Below are 20,160 nucleotides of genomic sequence, written 5' to 3' on the forward strand. Positions count from 1 at the left end.
CCCCGCGCGGACCCGTGCCCGCGGGGTCAGAGCGGCCTGCCGGCCTTCATCTCGGCGACCAGGGTGCCGACGACCGCGTCCAGCTCGCCGGCGTTGCGGCGGGCGACCGCGCGCTGGCGCTGGTAGGACGCGCCCCGGCGCAGGATCACGCGGACCTGCTCGAGCTCGTCGGCGCAGCCGAGCCGTTCGGCGACGGGCGCGAGCTCGGTGAGCCAGCCCGCCACGGAGTCGGTGACCAGCTCCTCGTCGCCCGCAGCGTCGGTGATGACGATCGCGTCCATGCCGTAGCGCGCGGAGCGCCACTTGTTCTCCTGGACGAACCACGGCGGCATCGTCGGGAGGGCCTCGCCGCGGTCCAGGAGCGTCGAGAAGTGCTCGACGAAGCAGTGCGTGAGCGCGGAGATCGCGGTCAGCTCGAGCAGGTTCGTCGCGCCGTCGGCGATGCGCATCTCGAGCGTGCCGAACCGTGGCGCGGGCCGGATGTCCCAGCGCACCTCGTCGAACTGGTCGATGACGCCCGTGTGCAGCATGTCCCCGACGTAGGCCTCGAGCTGCGCCCAGTCCTCGAACTGGTACGGCAGCCCCGCGGTCGGTAGCTGCTGGAACAGCAGGGCGCGGTTGGACGCGTAGCCGGTGTCCCTGCCGTTCCAGAACGGCGACGACGCGGACAGCGACTGGATGTGCGCGAACACGGTGAGCATGGCGCGCGCGATCGGCAGCACCTTGGCGCGGTCCTCGATGCCGACGTGCACGTGCACGCCGTAGATGAGCATCTGCCGGCCCCACCACTGCGTGCGGTCGATCAGCGTCGCGTAGCGCTGCTTGTCGCTGACCTTCTGCGTGGCCCAGTTCGCGAACGGGTGCGTGCCGCCGCCCATGAGCTCGATCCGCAACGGCTCGGCGGCCGCGGCGACCTCGTCGAGCGCCCGCTGCAGGTCCCGTCCGGCCTCGGCGACCGTGCGGCACTTGTTCGACGAGACCTCGACCGTGTTGCGCAGGAGCTCCTGCGTGATGTTCGGGTGCTCGTGCCCGACCCGCTCGAAGATCGTGTCCGCCGCCTGGCGCAGGTCACCGGAGTCGGCGTCCACGAGCGCGACCTCCCACTCCAGGCCGACGGTCGAGCGTTCGGAGCGGGCGAAGGGGATCGACGCGCGTGCGGACATCAGGACTCCCCGGGGTGCGGACCGTCGGCGGCAGGGGTCAGCGGCTCCACGACGAGCACGCTCTGGTGCCCGCCCACGCGCGTGAGCACGATCGTCGACTCCGCGCTGCCGCGCAGGTCGAGCTGCTTGCGCAGCTGCTCGGGCACCACCGCGGTGCCGCGCTTCTTGATCGTCAGGCGCCCGACGCCGCGCTCGCGCAGGTAGCTGCGCAGACGCTTGAGGTGGAACGGCAGGACGTCGTGCACGCGGTAGCCCGTCGCGAACGGCGTCTCGTGGCGTTCGTCACCTGTCACGTAGGCGATCGTGGGGTCGACGAGGCGGCCGTGCACCTCGAGAGCGACGTCGCCGACGAGACCGGCGCGGATCACGGCGCCGTCGGGCTCGTACAGATAGGTGCCGACCTCGCCCACGTGGGCGTGCGCGGACTCGTCGGGCGCGAGCACGTGGGCGTGACCCGCGCGCAGGACGAGGGCCGACCGCCCGGGCCCCTCGGGCGCGAGCGGGCCGAACCAGAGCCCCACCTCGACGACCTCGCCGTCGCTCGAGACCCACTGCGCGCGGGCGTCGTGCGGTACGGCGCCGTGCGGCAGGCCGGGCCCGAGCTTGAGCCCGAGCGCCGCGACCCGCTCGCGCAGCGCGAGCACCGCGTCCAGCGGGGGTGCGTAGGCCGCGGGGTCGAAGACACGTCGTCCCGTGCCCGTGCGCCGTGCCGGGTCCGCATAGACCCCGTCGACGTCCGACAGGTCCAGCGAGAGGCCGTCCGCGTGCACGACCGTCGCCTCGGGGAAGTGGCGCAGGTTGACCGTCGCGATCGCGGCCGTCATCTCGTCGACCTCCGCCGCCGTCACGCGCAGCCCGACGCCCGCGAACGCGAGCGCGTCCGCGCCGATGCCCGCGGTGAGGTCCGCGACGTGCGAGAGGCCGGCGTCCCGGTAACGCCGCGCGTGGTGCGCGGCGACCTCGAGCCGGGTCGCCTGCTCGAGGCCGGCCTGCGTGAACAGCATCCCGGACGCGAAGTCGCCGAGCTTGGCGCGCGCACGGGATCGCAGCCGGGACTGGGTCAGCGCGGCCGCGACGAGCGAGGGGTGCAGCCCCTCGGCCCGGAGCCGCTCGGCGATCGGCATCGCCAGTCGCTCGTCGTACGGGGGCAGCGCGGACAGCAGCGCCCACCCGTCCGGTGCGAGCAGCCTGGTCAGCCCGTCGGCATCCACCCCCCGATCCTTGCACCCACCGGCCCGCGTCCGCCGCGCCCTCTCGCCGCGGGCCCGCGGGGGTGGACCCGGGAGCTGCGGTCGAGGCGCCCGCCGCCGCTCCTCACGGTCCGTGGCCGGTGGCGTCCCCGTCCTGGTCGGGCTCGCCCTGGTCGCCCGCGGCCGACAGGCCCGAGAGCAGACGGTCCGGAGTCACGTGCAGTGCATCTGCGATGCCGAAGAGCGTGCGTACGCGCGGGTTGGACGCCGGACCACCTTCCCGCGCTGAACCGCGGCCGGCCTCGATGAGCTGGACCTGGTTCTTCGTGATGCCTGCGCGGTGTGCCAGCGTCTCCTGGGAGAGCCCTTCGGCCGCCCGGCGCTCGCGGATACGGCTACCGAGCTCACGGGCGATCTGCTCGGTCCAGGGCACGTCTCGATGCTGAGACGGCATCCCGGAACAGTCGACCCTCTATACCGGGATTTCGCTGCTACCATTCCGATCTCCCGGCGAGCGGCGCCGGAAGGAGAGAAGTCCACATCGGCGGGGAGATCTGCACACCATGACTACCAGGACGACCGTCTCGATCGCGCTCGTAGCGCTGCTCGGCCTCGCGGGTCTGGCGGGTTGCTCCGACTCCGGTTCCGGCGGAGGTGGCGACGGATCGTCGAGCGCGGAGAACTCCGAGAGCGCGGCGCCGGCCGCCCCGGTCGACCTGACCGGTGAGTGGGAGCAGTCCAACGATGCGGGCGACGGGTCCGCCCACGCCGCGACGATCGTGAGCGACACGATCACGATCTACTGGGTGTCTGACGACGACTCGAAGTCGCTCTACTGGGCAGGGACGGTCGACGTGCCGCAGGACGCGGGTGACTCGTTCACGTGGGACTCGGTGAACGACAAGAGCAAGACCGACTCGGCGTTGCTGGCGTCCGGTGACGACACCAAGACGTTCGCCTACGAGGACGGGATCATCAGCTACGAGACCAGTGCGCTCGGGCAGACGTGGACCGTCGAGCTGAAGCAGACGAGCACGACCCCTGCGGCGGAGTCCGAAGTGCCGGAGGAGAGCAGCGACTTCGACGTGACGATCGAGGGTGCGACGTTCAGCTCGGACTACGAAGGCAAGCCCGTGATCGTCGTGAGCTTCGCGTTCACCAACAACTCGGACGAGGCGGCGAGCTTCGTGTTCTCGGTGAACGCCCAGGCCTTCCAGGGCGGCATCGAGCTCGACGACACCGTCATCGGGGTGGACGACATCGACAAGTCGATCCAGATGGCCGACATCCAGCCGGGTGTCACGGCGACCGTGCAGAAGCCGTTCCTCCTGCGTGACGACTCCACGGTCTCTGTCGAGGTGCGCGAGCTCTTCAGCCTGTCCGACGCGGTCCTCGCATCGCAGGAGTTCTCCGTCAGTCAGTGACGCGTCCCCGGCGTCTAGCACTCGGGTTGACCGAGTGCTAACCGGTTCCTAGAGTGAGGAACTGGCACTCTCCTGGCGAGGGTGCCAACCGCTCCAGGTCCCGGCTCCCGCGACGACGGTGACCACGGAGCGACTCGGACTGTCGAACCACTCACATGCGAAGGGGAGGTCCGCTGTGTCGGTCTCCATCAAGCCCCTCGAGGACCGGATTGTCGTCAAGGCCCTCGAGGCCGAGACGACGACCGCTTCCGGTCTCGTCATCCCGGACAGCGCCAAGGAGAAGCCCCAGGAGGGCGAGGTCCTGGCCGTGGGTCCGGGCCGCATCGACGACAAGGGCAACCGTGTCCCGCTGGACGTCGCGGTGGGTGACAAGGTCATCTACTCGAAGTACGGCGGCACCGAGGTCAAGTACTCCGGCGAGGAGTACCTGATCCTCTCGGCGCGCGACATCCTGGCGATCGTCGTCAAGTGACGATCCGCTGACCTGCGACGAAGGCCCTCACCGTTCGCGGTGAGGGCCTTCGTCGTCCCGAGGCTGGGTCCTCGGTGGTTGTTCGTCGGCCTCGGGTATCAGGCCTCGCGCACGACGACGCGGCGCTGGCGGCTCGCGAGCAGCGCGGCGCGCTCGTCCTCGGACAGCCCGCCCCACACGCCGTACGGCTCGCGGACGGCGAGCGACTGCTCACGGCACTCCTGGAGCACCGGGCAGCCGGCACAGATCGCCTTGGCGGCCTCCGCGCGGCGGCGACGAGCGGAGCCGCGCTCACCCTCGGGGTGGAAGAACAGGTCCTGGTCGGCGTCGCGGCATGCGCCCTCGAACTGCCACTCCCAGAGGTCCATCACCGGTCCGGGCAGACGCGAGATCTCGGCCATGAGTCCTCCTCGACATTGGTCGCGCGGTGTACCGGTCTGGGCTGAAGGTCCCGATCCGGCTCCTGAGGAGGACGCTATAACCGCGTCAGAAGTTGGTCAAGGTCCGGTCGAGAACCCGGTCAGCGGATCTGGCAGAATCGCGCCATGAGCGTGACCGGGGCGGCGGACGCCCGAGCGGGCACGGGTGGCCCCCTCACGGTCGCAGCCGTCGCTGCGCGACTTGGCGTCGCCCCTGCGACGCTGCGCACGTGGGACCGCCGCTATGGGCTCGGTCCCTCGGAACGCAGTGCGGGCGCGCACCGGCGCTACACGCCGCTCGACGTGGAACGCCTTCTCGTGATGCGTCGTCTGACGATCGACGGCGTGGCCCCCGGCGATGCCGCCCGCATCGCGCGCGACACCGACCTGACCGGTTCCTCGGTGCCGGTGCCGGATGTCCCCGCGACACCGACCGCGCTCGTCGACGCCGCGCTGCGCGCGGACCGGGCCGCGTGCGCCCGGATCATGGCGCTGCCGACCGGCCCCGCCCTGGGCGTCGTCGAGGCGTGGTGGTGCGAGCTCGTGGACCCCGCGTTCGCCGAGGTCGTCAGGCGGACCGTCGTGGACCGGCCGGGTGTGGATGCCGCGACGGTGCTGCACGCCGCTGCGCTCGAGGCGATCGGCGGCGCCGGGTTGACCGCCGCGCGCGGGAGCCCGATCGTGCTCGTCCTGCCGGTGGGTGAGCGGCTCGCGCTGTCCCACGCGCTCGCGGCGGCGCTCGTCACCGGTGGCGCGGACGCGCGGGTGGTCCCCGGCCCGCTCACCGCGCACCACGCGACCGAGCTGGTGCTGATGACCCGCCCGCGCGTGGTCGTCACGGTCGCCATCCGCGCCGACGTCGACCTCGGGATCGTCGCCGATCTTGCCGCCGCGCACCCCGACCTCCCGCAGCTCGTGCTGGCGCCGGGAGCGCCCGCGCACGTCCTGGCCTCCCCGCTCGTGCAGCGCGCCCGCAGCTTCCGCGGGCTGCTTCACGAGACGCTCGCCCTGGTGGCGGTTGCGCCGAACGGGTGAAAGTGAGAGCGGTACCGTTCTCAGAGGTGGTCGGCATACCGCCCACAGGCCGACACCGTGCCACGAAAGGCCCCGGCAACTGGGCTTGCGTCCCCGGGCCGGGCTAACGTCACGCGTCCCGGTGGCCGATGAGACGCACAGGACGTCGTGGTAAACGCGACGTGGACGGGTGTCGAGGGGAGTTCGAATGGCCGGGGTCGTGGTCTGCCACGGCTCGACGGTGGTGCGTGAGCGTCTCGTCGTGACGTCGATCGGTGTGCCGGCGCTCAGCCCGGTACGCGCCGCCGCGAGCGTGGACGAGCTGATGGCGCACGCGCGGCGGATCCCGCCGACCGTCGTGCTGCTCGATGCGCACGTCGCGGCGCCGGGTGCGGGCGAGGCGATCCGTCGCCTGCGTGCCGTCGCCCCAGGTGCCGCCGTCGTGCTGCTCGCGGCACCCGACGACACCGCCGCCCTGGACCGGGCGCTCGCGCTCGGGGCCCGCGGCTTCCTGTCGCCCGACGTCGGGCGCGCGGAGCTGTCCGCGATCGCCGCGCACGTCCTGGCCAGCCCGACGCTCACGCCGCAGCGAGCCGCGGCCGGCGTCCCGCATCCCGTGACGTCGACCGAGATCGACGCGGGCGGAGCGGAGCCGGAGTACGACAACGAGGTCGTCGAACCCGCGGTCGTCGAGCCGCCGAAGCCGAAGGTCGCGCTCACCAAGCGCGAGATCGAGGTGCTGGTCGGCATGAGCAACGGCCGGTCCAACGCCCAGATCGGTGCCGAGCTGTTCCTGTCCGAGGACACGGTCAAGACCCACGCGCGCCGTCTGTTCCGCAAGCTCGGCGCGAACGACCGCGCGCAGGCGGTCGCCATCGGTCTGCGTACCGGGCTCATCCGCTGAACGTGGACAGGCTGTCCTCGGCCCGGGGCCGGGGACGTATCCTGACTCGATGACGGGACCAGACTCGCCGGCTGACCCCTTCGCTCGCGTCGGCCTGACCTACGACGACGTGCTCCTCCTGCCGGGGGAGACCGACGTGATCCCCAGCGAGGTGGACACCACCTCCCGGCTCACCCGCGAGATCTCCGTGAGCGTGCCACTGCTCTCGGCCGCGATGGACACCGTCACCGAATCGCGCATGGCCATCGCCATGGCACGTCAGGGTGGCGTCGGGATCCTGCACCGGAACCTGTCGATCGCGGACCAGGCGCACCAGGTCGACCGCGTGAAGCGCTCCGAGTCCGGCATGGTCACCGACCCTGTCACCGTCTCGCCCGACGCGACGCTCGCCGAGCTCGACGCGCTGTGCGGCACCTACCGGGTCTCGGGCCTGCCCGTGGTCGTCGACGGCGGTCGGTTGGTCGGCATCATCACCAACCGCGACCTGCGCTTCGTGCCCGCCGGGGACTTCGAGCACCGCCGCGTGCGCGAGGTGATGACCGCGATGCCGCTGGTCACCGCGCCCGTGGGCATCGCGCGCGACGACGCCGCCGCGCTGCTGGCCAAGCACAAGATCGAGAAGCTGCCGCTCGTGGACGACGTCGGCGTGCTGCGTGGCCTCATCACCGTCAAGGACTTCGTGAAGTCCGAGCAGTACCCGCAGGCCACCAAGGACGCCGAGGGCCGCCTCGTCGTCGGCGCCGCGATCGGGTTCTTCGGCGACGCCTGGGAGCGGGCGACCGCGCTCGTCGAAGCCGGTGTCGACGTGCTCGTCGTCGACACCGCCAACGGCCACGCGCGACTGATGCTCGACATGGTGCGCCGGCTCAAGAGCGACCCCGGCACGCGGCACGTCCAGGTCATCGGCGGCAACGTCGCGACGCGCGCGGGCGCGCAGGCCCTCGTCGACGCGGGTACGGACGCCGTCAAGGTCGGGGTCGGGCCGGGTTCGATCTGCACGACACGCGTCGTCGCGGGCGTCGGCGTGCCGCAGGTGACCGCGATCCACGACGCCGCCCAGGCGTGCAAGCCCGCCGGCGTACCCGTGATCGGCGACGGCGGCCTGCAGTACTCGGGCGACATCGCCAAGGCGCTCGTCGCGGGCGCGGACACCGTGATGCTCGGCTCGCTCCTGGCGGGCTGCGACGAGTCGCCGGGCGAGCTCGTCTTCGTCAACGGCAAGCAGTTCAAGCACTACCGCGGCATGGGCTCGCTGGGCGCGATGGCCTCCCGCGGCCGGGTGTCCTACTCCAAGGACCGGTACTTCCAGGCCGACGTCACGACCGACGAGAAGATCGTCCCCGAGGGCATCGAGGGTCAGGTGCCCTACCGCGGCCCCCTGTCGGCCGTCGCGCACCAGCTCATCGGCGGGCTGCACCAGTCGATGTTCTACGTCGGGGCGCACACCATCCCGGAGCTGCAGCAGCGCGGCACGTTCATCCGGATCACCGCGGCGGGCCTCAAGGAGTCCCACCCGCACGACATCCAGATGACCGTCGAGGCCCCCAACTACACGGGCCGCTGACGCCTCAGCCTTCGTCGGCCGTCGGATGAGTGGCTGCGCCCACCGAACCGGCGCTGCCCGTCGGCGCCGTCGTGGCGCGGCTGCGCGGGGGCTGTGGGTGGTCGGTGCCATCCTGGGCGCGGCTGAGAGGACGGCGACGACGACATGGCAGCAGAGCACGCGACCGGCTGGACCACCAGGCACCTGCTCGGGTTCGACACCGAGACCACGGGCGTCGACGTCAGGAACGATCGCATCGTGAGCGCCGCGCTCGTGCGCAGGGACTCCACCGGCGCGCATGTGCGGTCCTGGCTGATCGACCCGGGCATCGAGATCCCCGCGGCGGCCGCCGCGATCCACGGGTTCTCGACGGAGCACGTGCGGCTGCACGGTCGTCCCTCGTCGACCGCGCTCGACGAGATCGCGGACGCGCTGGTCGCGGCGCTGCGCGAGGGCGCGGCTCTCGTCGCGTTCAACGCCTCGTTCGACCTGGCGATCCTCGATGCCGAGCTGGCGCGGCACGCGCTGCCGAGCCTCGTCGATCGGCTGGGCGGGGCGCCGGTGCGGCCGGTGATCGATCCGATGGTGCTGGACCGGATGGCCGAGCCCCAGCGCGAGGGCGGGCGCCGGCTGGTTGACCTGTGCGAGCACTACGGGGTGGCCACCGGGATCCTGCACACGGCCGATGCGGACACGCTCGCGACCCTGGAGGTGCTGGACCACGTGCTGGAGCGGAACCCGGTGCTGGCGGCGGCGGATCCGGAGCAGCTGCACGACCGACAGGCCATCGCCGTCGCGGCGTGGCGTGCCGTGCACCACGCCCGCAAGGCGGCCGAGGCGGCGCAGTCGGTGCTCGACGCACTCATGGCCGTCGGCGCGCCGTCGGCACGCGCGTAGCGGCGCGGGGGCCGGGCGGCGCGGTCGGTAGGCTGCCGGGGTGAGCAACGAGATCGAGATCGGGCGCGGCAAGCGCGGTCGCCGGGCGTACTCCTTCGACGACGTGGCGGTCGTGCCGTCCCGGCGCACCCGCGACCCGCAGGACGTCTCCGTCGGCTGGCAGATCGACGCGTACCACTTCGAGCTGCCCGTGATGGCCGCACCGATGGACTCCGTGATGAGTCCGGAGACGGCGGTCGCGCTCGGCCGGCTCGGTGGGCTCGGTGTGCTGGACCTCGAGGGCCTGTGGACGCGCTACGACGACCCGGCTCCGCACCTCGCCGAGATCGCGACGCTCGAACCGGCGCGCGCGACGCAGCGCATGCAGGAGATCTACTCCGCGCCCATCCGCCCCGAGCTCATCACCGCCCGGCTGCAGGAGATCCGCGCCGCGGGCGTGACGGTCGCCGGCGCGCTGTCGCCGCAGCGGACGCAGGAGCACTGGCGCACGGTGGTCGACGCGGGCGTCGACCTGTTCGTCATCCGCGGCACGACGGTCTCCGCCGAGCACGTCTCCGGCAACGCCGAGCCGCTCAACCTCAAGCGGTTCATCTACGAGCTGGACGTGCCGGTGATCGTCGGCGGCGCGTCGACGTACACGGCCGCACTGCACCTCATGCGCACCGGTGCCGCGGGCGTGCTCGTCGGGTTCGGCGGCGGCGCCGCGCACACCACGCGCGTCTCGCTCGGCATCCACGCGCCCATGGCGACCGCGGTCGCGGACGTCGCGGCCGCGCGCCGCGACTACCTCGACGAGTCGGGCGGCCGGTACGTGCACGTCATCACCGACGGCGGCGTGGGTCGCTCGGGTGACCTGGTCAAGGCGATCGCGTGCGGTGCGGACGCCGTGATGCTCGGCGCCGCGCTGGCCCGTTCGACCGAGGCGCCCGGCCGAGGCTTCCACTGGGGGCCCGAGGCGCACCACCAGCACCTGCCGCGCGGTGAGCGGGTCGAGGTCGGTTCGGCGGGCTCGCTCGAGCAGATCCTGTTCGGGCCCGGCCGCACGGCCGACGGCACGCTGAACCTCATCGGCGCGCTGCGCCGGGCGATGGCGACGACGGGCTACTCCGACGTCAAGGAGTTCCAGCGCGTCGAGGTCGTCGTCTCCCCGTACCAGCCGTACTGACGCCGGGCCGTCAGGCCGTCGGCGGCGCCGCCGCGCGGGGCGCGTCGTCGTCGCCGTCGAGGGTGTCCTCGAGCTCGGCGTAGAGCAGCGCGTGCACCTTCTCGACGCCCGGGATGTCGTCGAACTCGAGCGGGTCGTCGGATGCCGACTCGACGATCAGCGTCCCGGTGCGGAGTATCCGGTCGATCGGCCCGTGCCGGAACTGCACGGAGTTGATCCGGCGCACGGGGATGTCGATGCCCGAGCGCGTGATGACGCCCTGGCGGAACATCACGCGCCGGTCGGTGATGACGAAGTGCGTCGTCCGCCACGACACGAGCTTGGCCAGGAACCACACCAGCACGACGAGCCAGACGAGGCCGGCGGCGATCGCGGCGGTCGTGCGACCGGCGTCCCCGCTGTCCCCGGAGAACCAGATCCCGGCCCAGCCGCCGAGCGCGGTGACGAGCACGAGGAGCAGCCCGGGGCCGAGCAGCGCCTTGATGTGCGGGTGCTTGTGCACGACGACGCGCTCGTTGTCGGTCAGGACGTCCTTCGGGTATCCCACGGCACACCTCGTCGTTCCGGTTCGGGTCGTCGTCTCGGGTGGCAGCATGCCACCTCGCGCGGCCCGTGTGGTGCCGTTCGCGGTCCGAGTTCAGTCCGACGAGGGCGCGGGCAGCCCCAGGCTCGCGACGGCCTGCCGCAGCACGGCGCGCGCGACCTCGATGTGGCTTGTGGTGCACATCCCGAGATGTGTACTGTGAGCCACATCCACGAAAGTGGGCTACAGCACACATGACGGAGGGGCGATGCGGGTCCGGACGATGGCCGATGTCGGCGCCGTCCTGCGCGAGGCGCGCGAGTCCGCCGGCCTCACCCAGGTGGAGCTCGCGCAGCGGGCGCGGGTCTCGCGGGAGTGGCTCGTGAACGTCGAGTCCGGGCGCGCACGCGCCGAGATGCCACGCGTGCTCGACGTCCTGTTCGAGCTGGGCCTCGTGCTCGAAGTCCAGCGCGAGGAGGACTGACGTGCCCGAGCGACGCCTCGAGGTCCACATGGACGGCGACCACGCCGGGACCTTGACCATGTCCTCGTCGGGGGCCCTCACCTTCGGGTACGACGACGACTACCGTTTCGCACCCGGCGCCACGCCCTTGTCGCTGTCGATGCCGAAGTCGACCGGCCGGCACCGGCAGCGTGCCGTGCTGCCGTTCGTCCAAGGGCTGCTGCCCGACAACCCCCAGGCGCTGGGCTCGCTGGCGAGCAGCTACCAGGTGTCGGCACGCTCGCCCTTCGCACTTCTCGAGCACGTCGGGCACGACGTCGCGGGCGCGCTGCAGTTCGTCGTGCCAGGGGAGACCAGCGAGGACGCCGCAGCCGACCGCTCAGCGGTGGACACGATCAGCGACGACGAGGTCGCCGCCGCGCTCGCCGAGGTCATCGAGGTGTACCGCACCGGTAGGCCGCTTCGAGGAGGTGAACGTCTGCGGATCAGCCTGGCCGGTGCCCAGCCCAAGATCGCGCTGGTGCTCACCCCGGACGGCTGGGCGAGGCCGAGGCGTGGCGCCCCGACGACGCACATCCTCAAGCCGGAGTACCGCACGCCGCGGTCGCTCACGGACGAGCGGTTCCCGAACCTGGTGACGGTGGAGATGTTCAGCCTCGCCGTCGCCCGCCACGCGGGGCTCAGGGTGCCGAACGCGTTCCACTGGCAGGCGCCCGACGGTGATCTGCGCGCCCTCGTCCTGGAGAGGTACGACCGCTTCGTCGGGGAGGACGGCTTGGTGCATCGCGCCCACCAGGAGGACCTGTGCCAGGCCATGTCGGTGCCACCCGAGAAGAAGTACCAGCACCATGACGGTGGCCCCGGTGTCGGCTCGGTCGCAGAGCTCCTGCGCAGCCGCCTGACGGCACGGGACCGTGTGCGGGTGGCGCGCGACTTCCTGTCGCTGCTCACGCTCAACATCGCGATGGTCAACACCGACGCCCACGCGAAGAACTACTCGCTGCTGCTGCGCGGCGACGGCGTCGAGCTGGCGCCCGCGTACGACGTGCTCTCGATCGCGCCCTACGAGACGCAGGAGACGGCTCAGCACCCCCTGGACTTCCCGATGAGGGTCGGCGACACGTACCGGATCAGCGCCATCCTCCCTGGTGTCATCGCCGCGGAGGGTGTCCGCCTGGGGCTTGGCGCCGACGAGTCGAGGGCGGTCGTGGACAGAGTCCTGGCCGCCGTTCCGGGCGCACTGGAGGCGGCCCGCGAGGAGGTCGCCGGTGTGCCCGGGGGTATGCAGGTCGCGGACTCGACCATCCGCAACCTGCGCGCGATCTCGCCGCTCCACGCCCCCGCGCCGTCAGCGGTGGATCTCGCCGCGCGAGGCCGGGCTCGCGACGTCACACCGCCCTGAAGGACTCGGGTGCTCGACGGTGCGGGTAGCTCGCGCCGGTCGTCGCGAGCGTGCTCGTGCGGCGCACGCCGTCCGACGAGTGATGCCGGCCGATGGGCACGACGAGCGGCGTCCCGGACACCGGGTCGGGCACCACCTGCGCGGGCATCCCGAACACCTCCTGGACCAGCTCGGGCGTGACCACCTCGGCGGGCGGGCCTTGCGCGACGAGCCGGCCCTCGCGCAGCGCGACGAGGTGGTCCGTGTAGCGCGCGGCGAGGTTGAGGTCGTGCAGCACCATGACGATCGTCGTGCCGCGGTCGCGGTTGAGGTCGGTGAGCAGGTCGAGCACCTCGACCTGGTGCGCGACGTCGAGGAACGTCGTGGGCTCGTCGAGCAGCAGCACGTCGGTCTGCTGGGCGAGGGCCATCGCGATCCACACGCGCTGACGCTGGCCGCCGGACAGCTCGTCGACGGGCCGGTCCGCGAGGTCGAGCGTGTCGGTCGCGACGAGCGCCGCCTCGACGGCCGCGTCGTCCTCGGCGGTCCAGCGGCGGAACCAGCCCTGGTGCGGGTAGCGCCCGCGCCCGACGAGGTCGGCGACGGCGATCCCCTCGGGGCTCACGGGCGTCTGCGGCAGCAGGCCGAGCACGGTCGCGACGTCGCGCGACGGCAGCTCGTCGATCGGGCGGCCGTCGAGCAGGACGCGGCCGGCCTTCACCTTGAGCAGGCGGGCCATCGCGCGCAGCAGCGTCGACTTGCCGCACGCGTTGGCGCCCACGATCGTCGTGATGCGGCCGGTGGGCACCGCGAGCGTCATCTCGTGCACGACGACGCGGTCGTCGTACCCGATCGTCGCGGCCTCGACCGCGAGCGTGTGCACGGCGGGCTGGTCGGCGGTCACAGGCTGCCTCCGGAGCTGTTGGTCCTGGCCAGGAGCCAGAGCAGGTAGGGCGCCCCGAGGACGCCGGTCACCACGCCGACGGGGAAGCGGGTGCCGAGCAGGTGCTGCCCGACGAAGTCCGCGACGAGCACGAGCAGCGCCCCGACCAGCGCGGACGGCACCAGCAGCGAGCCGGTGCCGCGCACGAGCCGGTGCGCGATGGGTCCGGACAGGAACGCGACGAACGCGATCGGCCCGGCGGCAGCGGTCGCCACCGAGACGATCGCGACGGCGACGACGAGCAGCGCGAGCCGCGAGCGGTCCGGGTGCACGCCGAGGCCCGCCGCGGCGTCGTCGCCGAGCTGCAGCGCGGACAGCCGGCGCGCGAGCACGAGCAGCACGGGGACGAGGCAGACCATCGCGATCGCGAGCGGCGGCACGCCCGGCCAGAACGCCGAGTTGAGGCTGCCGGTGAGCCAGCGCAGCGCCTCGTTCGCGTCGTAGACGCCCGCGCGCGTCATGGCGTAGGAGATGACGGAGTCGAGCATGGCGCCCACGGCGATGCCGATGAGCACGAGACGTGCGCCGTGCACGCCGCGCCGCCAGGACAGCGCGTAGATGAGTGCCGCGACGCCGATGCCCGAGACCACCGCGATCACCGACAGCACGTTGCCCGCGACGTCGAACATCGTGATCGCGACGACCGCCGCGGCGCTCGCGCCCGCGCTGATGCCGATGATGTCGGGGCTGGCCAGCGGGTTGCGCAGCATCGTCTGGAACACGACGCCGCCGATCCCGAACCCGAGGCCGACGAGCAGCCCGGTGAGCGCGCGCGGGGCGCGCAGCGTGCCGACGTTGAACGACGCGCCCGGCACCTGCTCGCCCAGCAGCACGCGCAGGACGGTGGCCGGGCTGTAGACCTTCTCGCCGACGCACAGCGTGAGCAGCACGACGCCGACGAGCAGCACGACGAGCATCGCGACGACGAGCCGGCGACGGCGCACCCGCGCGCGCCGACCGGTGCCGACCTGGGCGCCGAGCGCGGCGGGGGTCGGCGCGGGGGCGCTCGGGCTGTCGAGGACCGCGGTCACAGCTCACGCACCTTCTGCCGGCGGATGATGGCGATGAACACCGGCGCGCCGAGCAGCGCGGTGACGATGCCGACCGCGACCTCCTGCGGACGCGCGACGACGCGCCCGACGACGTCGGCGACCAGCAGCAGCGCGGCGCCGAGCGCGGCCGAGTAGGGCAGCAGCCAGCGGTGGCTGGGCCCGGTGAAGCCGCGCGCGAGGTGCGGCATCACGAGCCCGACGAAGCCGATGGGCCCGGCGATCGCGACGGCCGCACCGCACAGCAGCACGGTCGACAGCGCGCCGATGCCCCGCACGACGCCCAGCCGCTGCCCGAGCCCGGTCGCGACGTCGTCGCCCAGCGCGATCGCGTCCATGCCCCGCGCGCACCCCACGGCGAGGATCGCGCCGACGACGAGGAACGGCACGACCTGCGCGATCTCGCCCCACTCGGCCCGGCCGAGCGAGCCGACCTGCCAGAACCGGAACGTGTCGAGCACGTCGGTGCGCGTGAGCAGCACCATCGAGACCATCGACGAGAGCACGGCCGTGGTCGCGGCACCGGCCAGCGCGAGCTTGAGCGGCGTCGCGCCCTCGCGCCCCATCGACCCGATGAGGTAGACGAGCGCGGACGCGAGCGCGGCCCCGACGAATGCCAGCCAGATGTACTGCGTGAGGTTCGCGAGCCCGAACCACGCGATCCCGAGCACGACGAACAGCGACGCACCCGAGCTCACGCCGAGCAGCCCGGGGTCGGCGAGCGGGTTGCGGGTCAGGCCCTGCATCACCGCACCTGCCAGTCCGAGCGCGGCGCCGACGAGCAGCCCGAGCACGGTGCGCGGCACGCGCGACTGCACCGCGGCCTGCGCGATGTCGTCGGTGTCGGGGTGCAGCACGCCCGCGACGACGTCGGACCAGCCGACGACGCGCGAGCCGAACGCGAGCGAGAGCACGACCGCGACGAGCACCGCGGCGACGCACACGAGCAGGCCGATCGTGCGTCGACGGCGCAGCGACGCCGGCCGACCCCGGACGGGGACGACCGGCGCGCCGGGCGTGGCGGTAAGGGTCATCCGACCTTCTTGGCCGCCGCCTCGAACAGGTCGAGGTAGTCGTCGAGCACCCACGGGATCGACAGGACCGTCGGGCCGGAGGTCGCCGCCGCGAGCGGGATGCCGTCGGTGACGACGACGACCGAGCCGCGTGCGACCGCCGGGATCTTGCCGATCAGCGGGTCGGCCTGCAGCGCCGCGAGCGTGGTGTCGTCGCCGTAGGTGACGAAGACGTCGACGTCGGAGAGCTGGTCCGCGTTCTCGGCGGACAGGTCGACGTAGAACTGGTCGGTGTCGCCCGCGAGCGCGACGACCGACGGCGCGTTCACGAGCCCCAGGTCGTTGACGAGCTGGACGCGCGCGTCGAGCGGCGTGTAGACGCCGATCTTGCTGCGGTCGGCCGGGTCCACCCACGTGTACGCGAAGGTCTTGCCCGCGACGTCGGGACGAGCGGCGAGCCCGTCGGCGATCTGGTCGGTGATGTCGTCGATCAGCGCCTGCGCCTCGGCCTTCCGGCCGATCGCCTCGCCGTCGATGAGCGCCATGTCCTTCCAGTTCGTGCCCCATGCGAAGACCGGGTAGGAGACCGTCGGCGCGATCGCGGACAGCGTGTTCCAGTCCTCCTTGGACAGACCGGAGTAGGCCGCGAGGATCACGTCGGGCTCGGTGTTGTTGACGGCCTCGAACGGGATGCCGTCGGTCTCGTCGAACAGCACCGGCAGCTTGTCGCCGGTCGCGTCGAGCGCCTCGAGACCGGCGTACGTCCACGGCAGCACGCCGTCGGTGTCGTCGTCGCCGTAGGTCGACTTCGGGATGCCGACGGGCACGATGCCGAGCGCGATGGGGACGTCGTGGTTGCCCCAGTTGACGGTGGCGACGCGCTCGGGCTGCGACGTGATCGTCGTGTCGCCGAACGTGTTCGTGATGGTCACGGGGAACGCGGAGCTCGCGGCGTCGTCGGACGGCGTGGCGGATGCGCCCGTGGTGGCGTCGGTGCCCGCGGTGTCGTCGGAGTCGGACGCGCACGCGGTGAGCGCGAGCGCGGCGGCGACCGCGAGCGCGGCGAACCGGAGCGGGCGGAAGGATGCGGAACGCATGAGGGTCCTCACGGGTGGGGTGTGCTCTCGTCAATTAGGCGAGCCTCACCTTATTACCTCGTCGTCGTGACGCCAACGTCAGACGGATCACAGCCCGCATCCCGGACGTGCGTGTGGTGCCGGGGCGTCCGAGGTGCCGCGCGTACGCTGACGGGATGTCGCAGGAGAACGGCCAGGATCCTCAGCCCGGCTCGGCGCAGCTGCACGACCCGGACGACCCGCTCGCCACCTACGTCCTCGAGCCCGACGACGTCGCGACGCTGCTGCGCCGCGTGGTGTCCTCGCCGGGAGCGCCCACCCACCTCTCGTACGCGCCGTTCACGGGAGCGCCGATCGCCGCGGTGCCGCTGTCCACGCCCGACGACGTCGCGCGCGCCGCCCGGCAGGCCCGCGCCGCGCAGCGGCTGTGGGGGGCCACGCCGCTGCGCACGCGCACCGCGGTGCTCGACCGCGTGCACGACCTGGTGCTCGAGCGGCAGAGCGACGTGCTCGACCTCATCCAGCTCGAGTCCGGCAAGGCGCGCGTCGCGGCGTACGAGGAGATCGCGGACATCGCGCTCGTCGCCCGGCACTACGCCGCGCGCGCCCGCCGCTACCTCGCGCCGCGCCGCGCGGCGGGCGTCGTGCCGGTGCTCACCTCGACGACCGTGCTGCGCCACCCGGTCGGTGTCGTCGGCGTCGTCGCGCCCTGGAACTTCCCGCTGACGCTCACGCTCGGCGACGTGCTGCCCGCGCTCGTCGCCGGCAACGCCGTGCTGCTGCGACCGGACCCCCAGACCGCGCTCACCGCGCTGTGGGCGGCCGAGCTGCTCGAGGACGCGGGACTGCCGGCCGATGTGCTGCAGGTGGTCGTCGGCGACGGGACGATCGGCGCCGCGCTCGTCGAGCACGTCGACCACGTCAGCTTCACCGGCTCGACGCGCACGGGCCGGCTCGTCGCGGCGCACGCGGGGGAGCACCTGGTGCCCGCGACGCTCGAGCTGGGCGGCAAGAACCCGATGTACGTCGCCGAGGACGTCGACATCGAGACCGCCGCCGAGGGTGCCGTGCGGGCGTGCTTCGTCGGGACCGGTCAGGTGTGCGTGTCGATCGAGCGCATCTACGTGCACCGCGACGTGATCGACGAGTTCTCGGCCGCGTTCGTGCGTCGCACGCGTGAACTGCGGCTGGGCTCGGGGCTCGACTACCGCAGCGACGTCGGGTCGCTCACGTCCGCCGCGCAGCTCGCGACGGTCGTCGAGCACGTCGAGGACGCGATCGGCCACGGTGCGACCGTGCTGGCGGGGGGCGTGCACCGCAGCGACATCGGGCCCTGGTTCTACGAGCCGACGATCCTGGCCGACGTCCCGCCCGAGGCGCGGCTGTTCCGCGAGGAGACCTTCGGCCCGGTCGTCGCGCTGTACCCCGTCGCGTCCGACGACGAGGCGGTCGCAGCGATGAACGACACCGAGTTCGGCCTCAACGCGAGCATCTGGACCGCCGACAGCCGCCGTGGTGCGGCGCTCGCGCGTCGCGTGCACGCCGGCTCCGTCAACGTCAACGAGGGCTACGTCGCGACGTGGGGCTCGGTCGCGGCGCCGCAGGGCGGCGTCGGCTCGTCGGGCATCGGTGTGCGGCACGGTCGTGAGGGCCTGTGGGAGACGACGAGGCTGCAGACCGTGTCCGTCCAGCGTGGCGCGCACGGCCTGCTCGGCGGCCTCGTCCCGCCGATCGGCCTGCGCCGGCTGTTCGAGCTGGGCCCGGAGGTGTGGCCCCAGGTCTACACCGAGCTCCTGCGCGCGATGAAGTCCGCCCGCCTCCCCTGATCCGCGTCGTCGTCAGGCTGGTTCGGGGCGGCGGTTGAGAGGGTCGAGGATGTCGCGTTCGTCGCCCGGGCGGGCCGGCGGGCGCTCGGGCGGTACGCGACCGCGGCCGCGCATCAGCACCTCCGCGGCGTGGTCGGCGAGCGCGAAGCCCGCGGACCCGTACAGGTGGAACACGGCGTCCGCGCCGTGCCGCTGGAGCTCCGCGACGTCGTCGTCGTACCGCGCCACCGCGGCGACCCGACCCGTGAAGCCCGCCGCCTGGAGCCGGGTCAGCGCGATGAGGTTGGCGTTGTGGAACGGCATCGCGAGGACCGCGACCTCGACGCGTCCCGCGCGCTGCACGCGGGTCCAGAACTCGAGGTCGGTCGCGTCGGCGCGCACCACCTCGAACCCCTCGTCCTCGAGCGCGGCGACGCGCGTGCGGTCGTGCTCGACGCCGACCACGGACAGTCCGTACTCGTCGCGCAGGCGCGCGTACGTCGCGGCGCCCACCCGGCCGAGGCCCAGCACGAGCGCGTCGGCGTCGCCGATGTCGACCAGGCGGTCCTCGGGGTGCAGCCGGTCGGAGTCGCGTGCGGGCAGCAGCCTCGACAGCTTCGTCGCGAGCTCGACGCCACGGCGGTTGACGATCGCCGAGAGCCCGAAGCTGAAGGCGACCGCGAGCGAGACGACCACGACCCACTGCTCGTCGAGCAGGTCCGTCGTCGCACCGACGGCGACGACGATGATCCCGAACTCGGAGAAGTTCGACAGCACGAGCCCGGCCAGGAACGACGTGCGCCGGCGCAGCCGCATGAACCACAGCACCAGCGCGTAGGCGGCGACCTGGAACGGCAGCAGGAGCAGCAGCAGCAGCGCCAGACCGACCTCGAGCGCATGCGGCGTGCCGTGCAGCCCGATCTGCACGAAGAACGCCACGAGCATGAGGTCCTTGAACGTCATCAGGGACCGCGACAGCTCGCCCGCCTGCGGGTGGGACGAGAGCAGCACCCCGACGAACAGCGCCCCGACGTCGCCGTCGATGCCGACGTACTCGAACAGCCCGTACCCGAGCACCACCGCGACGGTCACGCCGAACAGCGCCTGCAGCTCGCCGTGACCGACCCGGTCCCAGATCCGGTGCAGCACCCACGCGCCCGGGATCAGCAGCACGAGCAGCACCGCCCACGGGCTCGGCGCCTCGCCGTTCGACAGCGACAGGAAGATCACGGCGGCGACGTCCTGCATGATCAGGACGCCGACCGCGATCCGGCCGTACAGCGCCGTGGTGTCGGACCGGTCGTCGAGTACCTTGACGACGAACACGGTCGACGAGAACGACAGCGCGAACCCGACGAGCGCCAGGGCGCCGAGCGACTCGTCGGCGACGAACCCGAACCCGATCACCGCGAGCAGGCCGAGGAAGCCGAACGCGATCGCGACGCTCACCGCCAGGTGCACGACCGTCGTGAGCCAGATCTCGCGGCGCAGCAGGGTGCGCACGTCCAGCTTCAGGCCGATGGCGAACAGCAGCAGGACGACCCCGAGCTGGGCGATCGTCTCGAGGTACGGCAGGTGCGGAGCGCCCGCGGCGCCGAGGGCGAACCCGGCCGCGAGGAACCCGACGAGCGGGGGCAGCCGCAGGAGCACGGCGAGCAACCCGCCGGCGAGCGCCGCGGCGAGGTACAGGGCTGCTGTCTGCACGTGCCTCCTCCC

General features: G+C 72.5%; 20 protein-coding genes. 10 read left to right on the forward strand and 10 right to left on the reverse strand.

What is annotated here, in order from left to right; genetic code table 11:
- Positions 1–26: 26 nt before the first annotated feature.
- The 3 genes from CCO02nite_RS05775 to CCO02nite_RS05785 all read right to left on the reverse strand — a co-directional run bounded on the left by CCO02nite_RS05775 (position 27) and on the right by CCO02nite_RS05785 (position 2,786).
- Positions 27–1,163 carry a glutamate--cysteine ligase gene (locus CCO02nite_RS05775; RefSeq protein WP_146842192.1) on the reverse strand — a complete coding sequence of 379 codons (1,137 nt, stop codon included), beginning with the start codon at positions 1,161–1,163 and terminating at the stop codon, positions 27–29.
- Entirely contained in the window at positions 1,163–2,374 is a 1,212-nt protein-coding gene (locus CCO02nite_RS05780) for a THUMP-like domain-containing protein (protein ID WP_146842193.1), read from the reverse strand. The genes CCO02nite_RS05775 and CCO02nite_RS05780 overlap by 1 nt, the downstream gene beginning before the upstream one ends.
- Positions 2,375–2,477: 103 nt before the next feature.
- A complete protein-coding gene (locus CCO02nite_RS05785; protein WP_222593147.1) occupies positions 2,478–2,786 on the reverse strand; it encodes a helix-turn-helix domain-containing protein in 309 nt (102 codons plus the stop codon).
- A gap of 130 nt (positions 2,787–2,916) precedes the next feature.
- Here CCO02nite_RS05785 and CCO02nite_RS05790 point away from each other — a divergent pair, with 130 nt between their 5' ends.
- On the forward strand, positions 2,917–3,777 hold the full coding sequence (locus CCO02nite_RS05790) for a DUF5067 domain-containing protein (RefSeq protein WP_146842195.1): 861 nt from the start codon (positions 2,917–2,919) through the stop codon (positions 3,775–3,777).
- Positions 3,778–3,952: 175 nt separating this feature from the next.
- A complete protein-coding gene (groES, locus tag CCO02nite_RS05795) occupies positions 3,953–4,249 on the forward strand; it encodes a co-chaperone GroES (RefSeq protein ID WP_146842196.1) in 297 nt (98 codons plus the stop codon).
- 98 nt (positions 4,250–4,347) lie between these two features.
- Here the strand turns inward: groES and CCO02nite_RS05800 are convergent, their stop codons facing one another.
- A complete protein-coding gene (locus CCO02nite_RS05800; RefSeq protein WP_146842197.1) occupies positions 4,348–4,650 on the reverse strand; it encodes a WhiB family transcriptional regulator in 303 nt (100 codons plus the stop codon).
- Between the two features lie 144 nt (positions 4,651–4,794).
- Here CCO02nite_RS05800 and CCO02nite_RS05805 point away from each other — a divergent pair, with 144 nt between their 5' ends.
- From CCO02nite_RS05805 to CCO02nite_RS05825, 5 genes are all read left to right on the forward strand, one after another.
- Positions 4,795–5,703, forward strand: a complete 909-nt coding sequence (locus tag CCO02nite_RS05805) for a MerR family transcriptional regulator (RefSeq protein ID WP_146842198.1) — start codon at positions 4,795–4,797, stop codon at positions 5,701–5,703.
- Positions 5,704–5,890: 187 nt separating this feature from the next.
- Complete coding sequence (locus tag CCO02nite_RS05810) at positions 5,891–6,586, forward strand: response regulator transcription factor (RefSeq protein ID WP_146842199.1); 696 nt, start codon at positions 5,891–5,893, stop codon at positions 6,584–6,586.
- A 49-nt stretch (positions 6,587–6,635) separates the two neighbouring features.
- Positions 6,636–8,150 (forward strand): IMP dehydrogenase, encoded by a 1,515-nt coding sequence (gene guaB / locus CCO02nite_RS05815; protein ID WP_146842200.1) that lies wholly within the window; start codon positions 6,636–6,638, stop codon positions 8,148–8,150.
- Between the two features lie 144 nt (positions 8,151–8,294).
- On the forward strand, positions 8,295–9,026 hold the full coding sequence (locus CCO02nite_RS05820; protein ID WP_146842201.1) for an exonuclease domain-containing protein: 732 nt from the start codon (positions 8,295–8,297) through the stop codon (positions 9,024–9,026).
- A 40-nt stretch (positions 9,027–9,066) separates the two neighbouring features.
- Positions 9,067–10,191, forward strand: a complete 1,125-nt coding sequence (locus tag CCO02nite_RS05825) for a GuaB3 family IMP dehydrogenase-related protein (RefSeq protein WP_146842202.1) — start codon at positions 9,067–9,069, stop codon at positions 10,189–10,191.
- A gap of 10 nt (positions 10,192–10,201) precedes the next feature.
- Here the strand turns inward: CCO02nite_RS05825 and CCO02nite_RS05830 are convergent, their stop codons facing one another.
- The gene (locus tag CCO02nite_RS05830; RefSeq protein WP_146842203.1) at positions 10,202–10,738 is read right to left on the reverse strand and encodes a PH domain-containing protein; all 537 of its coding nucleotides are present in this window, start codon (positions 10,736–10,738) and stop codon (positions 10,202–10,204) included.
- A 259-nt stretch (positions 10,739–10,997) separates the two neighbouring features.
- On the opposite strand from CCO02nite_RS05830, the gene CCO02nite_RS05835 reads away from it, so the two are divergent.
- Positions 10,998–11,198: a helix-turn-helix domain-containing protein gene (locus CCO02nite_RS05835; protein WP_246117376.1), complete on the forward strand. Its 201-nt coding sequence runs from the start codon at positions 10,998–11,000 to the stop codon at positions 11,196–11,198.
- A gap of 1 nt (position 11,199) precedes the next feature.
- Positions 11,200–12,579 carry a HipA domain-containing protein gene (locus CCO02nite_RS05840; RefSeq protein WP_146842205.1) on the forward strand — a complete coding sequence of 460 codons (1,380 nt, stop codon included), beginning with the start codon at positions 11,200–11,202 and terminating at the stop codon, positions 12,577–12,579.
- Here CCO02nite_RS05840 and CCO02nite_RS05845 read toward each other — a convergent pair.
- From CCO02nite_RS05845 to CCO02nite_RS05860, 4 genes are all read right to left on the reverse strand, one after another.
- Complete coding sequence (locus tag CCO02nite_RS05845; protein ID WP_146842338.1) at positions 12,566–13,378, reverse strand: ABC transporter ATP-binding protein; 813 nt, start codon at positions 13,376–13,378, stop codon at positions 12,566–12,568. The two genes, CCO02nite_RS05840 and CCO02nite_RS05845, sit on opposite strands and share 14 nt — an antisense overlap.
- 80 nt (positions 13,379–13,458) lie before the next feature.
- On the reverse strand, positions 13,459–14,532 hold the full coding sequence (locus CCO02nite_RS05850; protein ID WP_222593149.1) for a FecCD family ABC transporter permease: 1,074 nt from the start codon (positions 14,530–14,532) through the stop codon (positions 13,459–13,461).
- A complete protein-coding gene (locus CCO02nite_RS05855) occupies positions 14,529–15,584 on the reverse strand; it encodes a FecCD family ABC transporter permease (RefSeq protein ID WP_146842206.1) in 1,056 nt (351 codons plus the stop codon). The genes CCO02nite_RS05850 and CCO02nite_RS05855 overlap by 4 nt, the downstream gene beginning before the upstream one ends.
- Positions 15,581–16,660, reverse strand: coding sequence for an iron-siderophore ABC transporter substrate-binding protein (locus CCO02nite_RS05860; RefSeq protein ID WP_146842207.1), 1,080 nt, complete (start codon positions 16,658–16,660; stop codon positions 15,581–15,583). The genes CCO02nite_RS05855 and CCO02nite_RS05860 overlap by 4 nt, the downstream gene beginning before the upstream one ends.
- A gap of 155 nt (positions 16,661–16,815) precedes the next feature.
- On the opposite strand from CCO02nite_RS05860, the gene CCO02nite_RS05865 reads away from it, so the two are divergent.
- Positions 16,816–18,465, forward strand: a complete 1,650-nt coding sequence (locus CCO02nite_RS05865) for a succinic semialdehyde dehydrogenase (RefSeq protein ID WP_146842208.1) — start codon at positions 16,816–16,818, stop codon at positions 18,463–18,465.
- Positions 18,466–18,477: 12 nt separating this feature from the next.
- On the opposite strand, the gene CCO02nite_RS05870 is transcribed toward CCO02nite_RS05865, so the two are convergent.
- Entirely contained in the window at positions 18,478–20,148 is a 1,671-nt protein-coding gene (locus tag CCO02nite_RS05870) for a cation:proton antiporter domain-containing protein (RefSeq protein WP_186812591.1), read from the reverse strand.
- Positions 20,149–20,160 lie beyond the last annotated feature (12 nt).

The organism is Cellulomonas composti (assembly GCF_007990245.1).
Taxonomy (GTDB): Bacteria; Actinomycetota; Actinomycetes; order Actinomycetales; family Cellulomonadaceae; genus Cellulomonas; species Cellulomonas composti.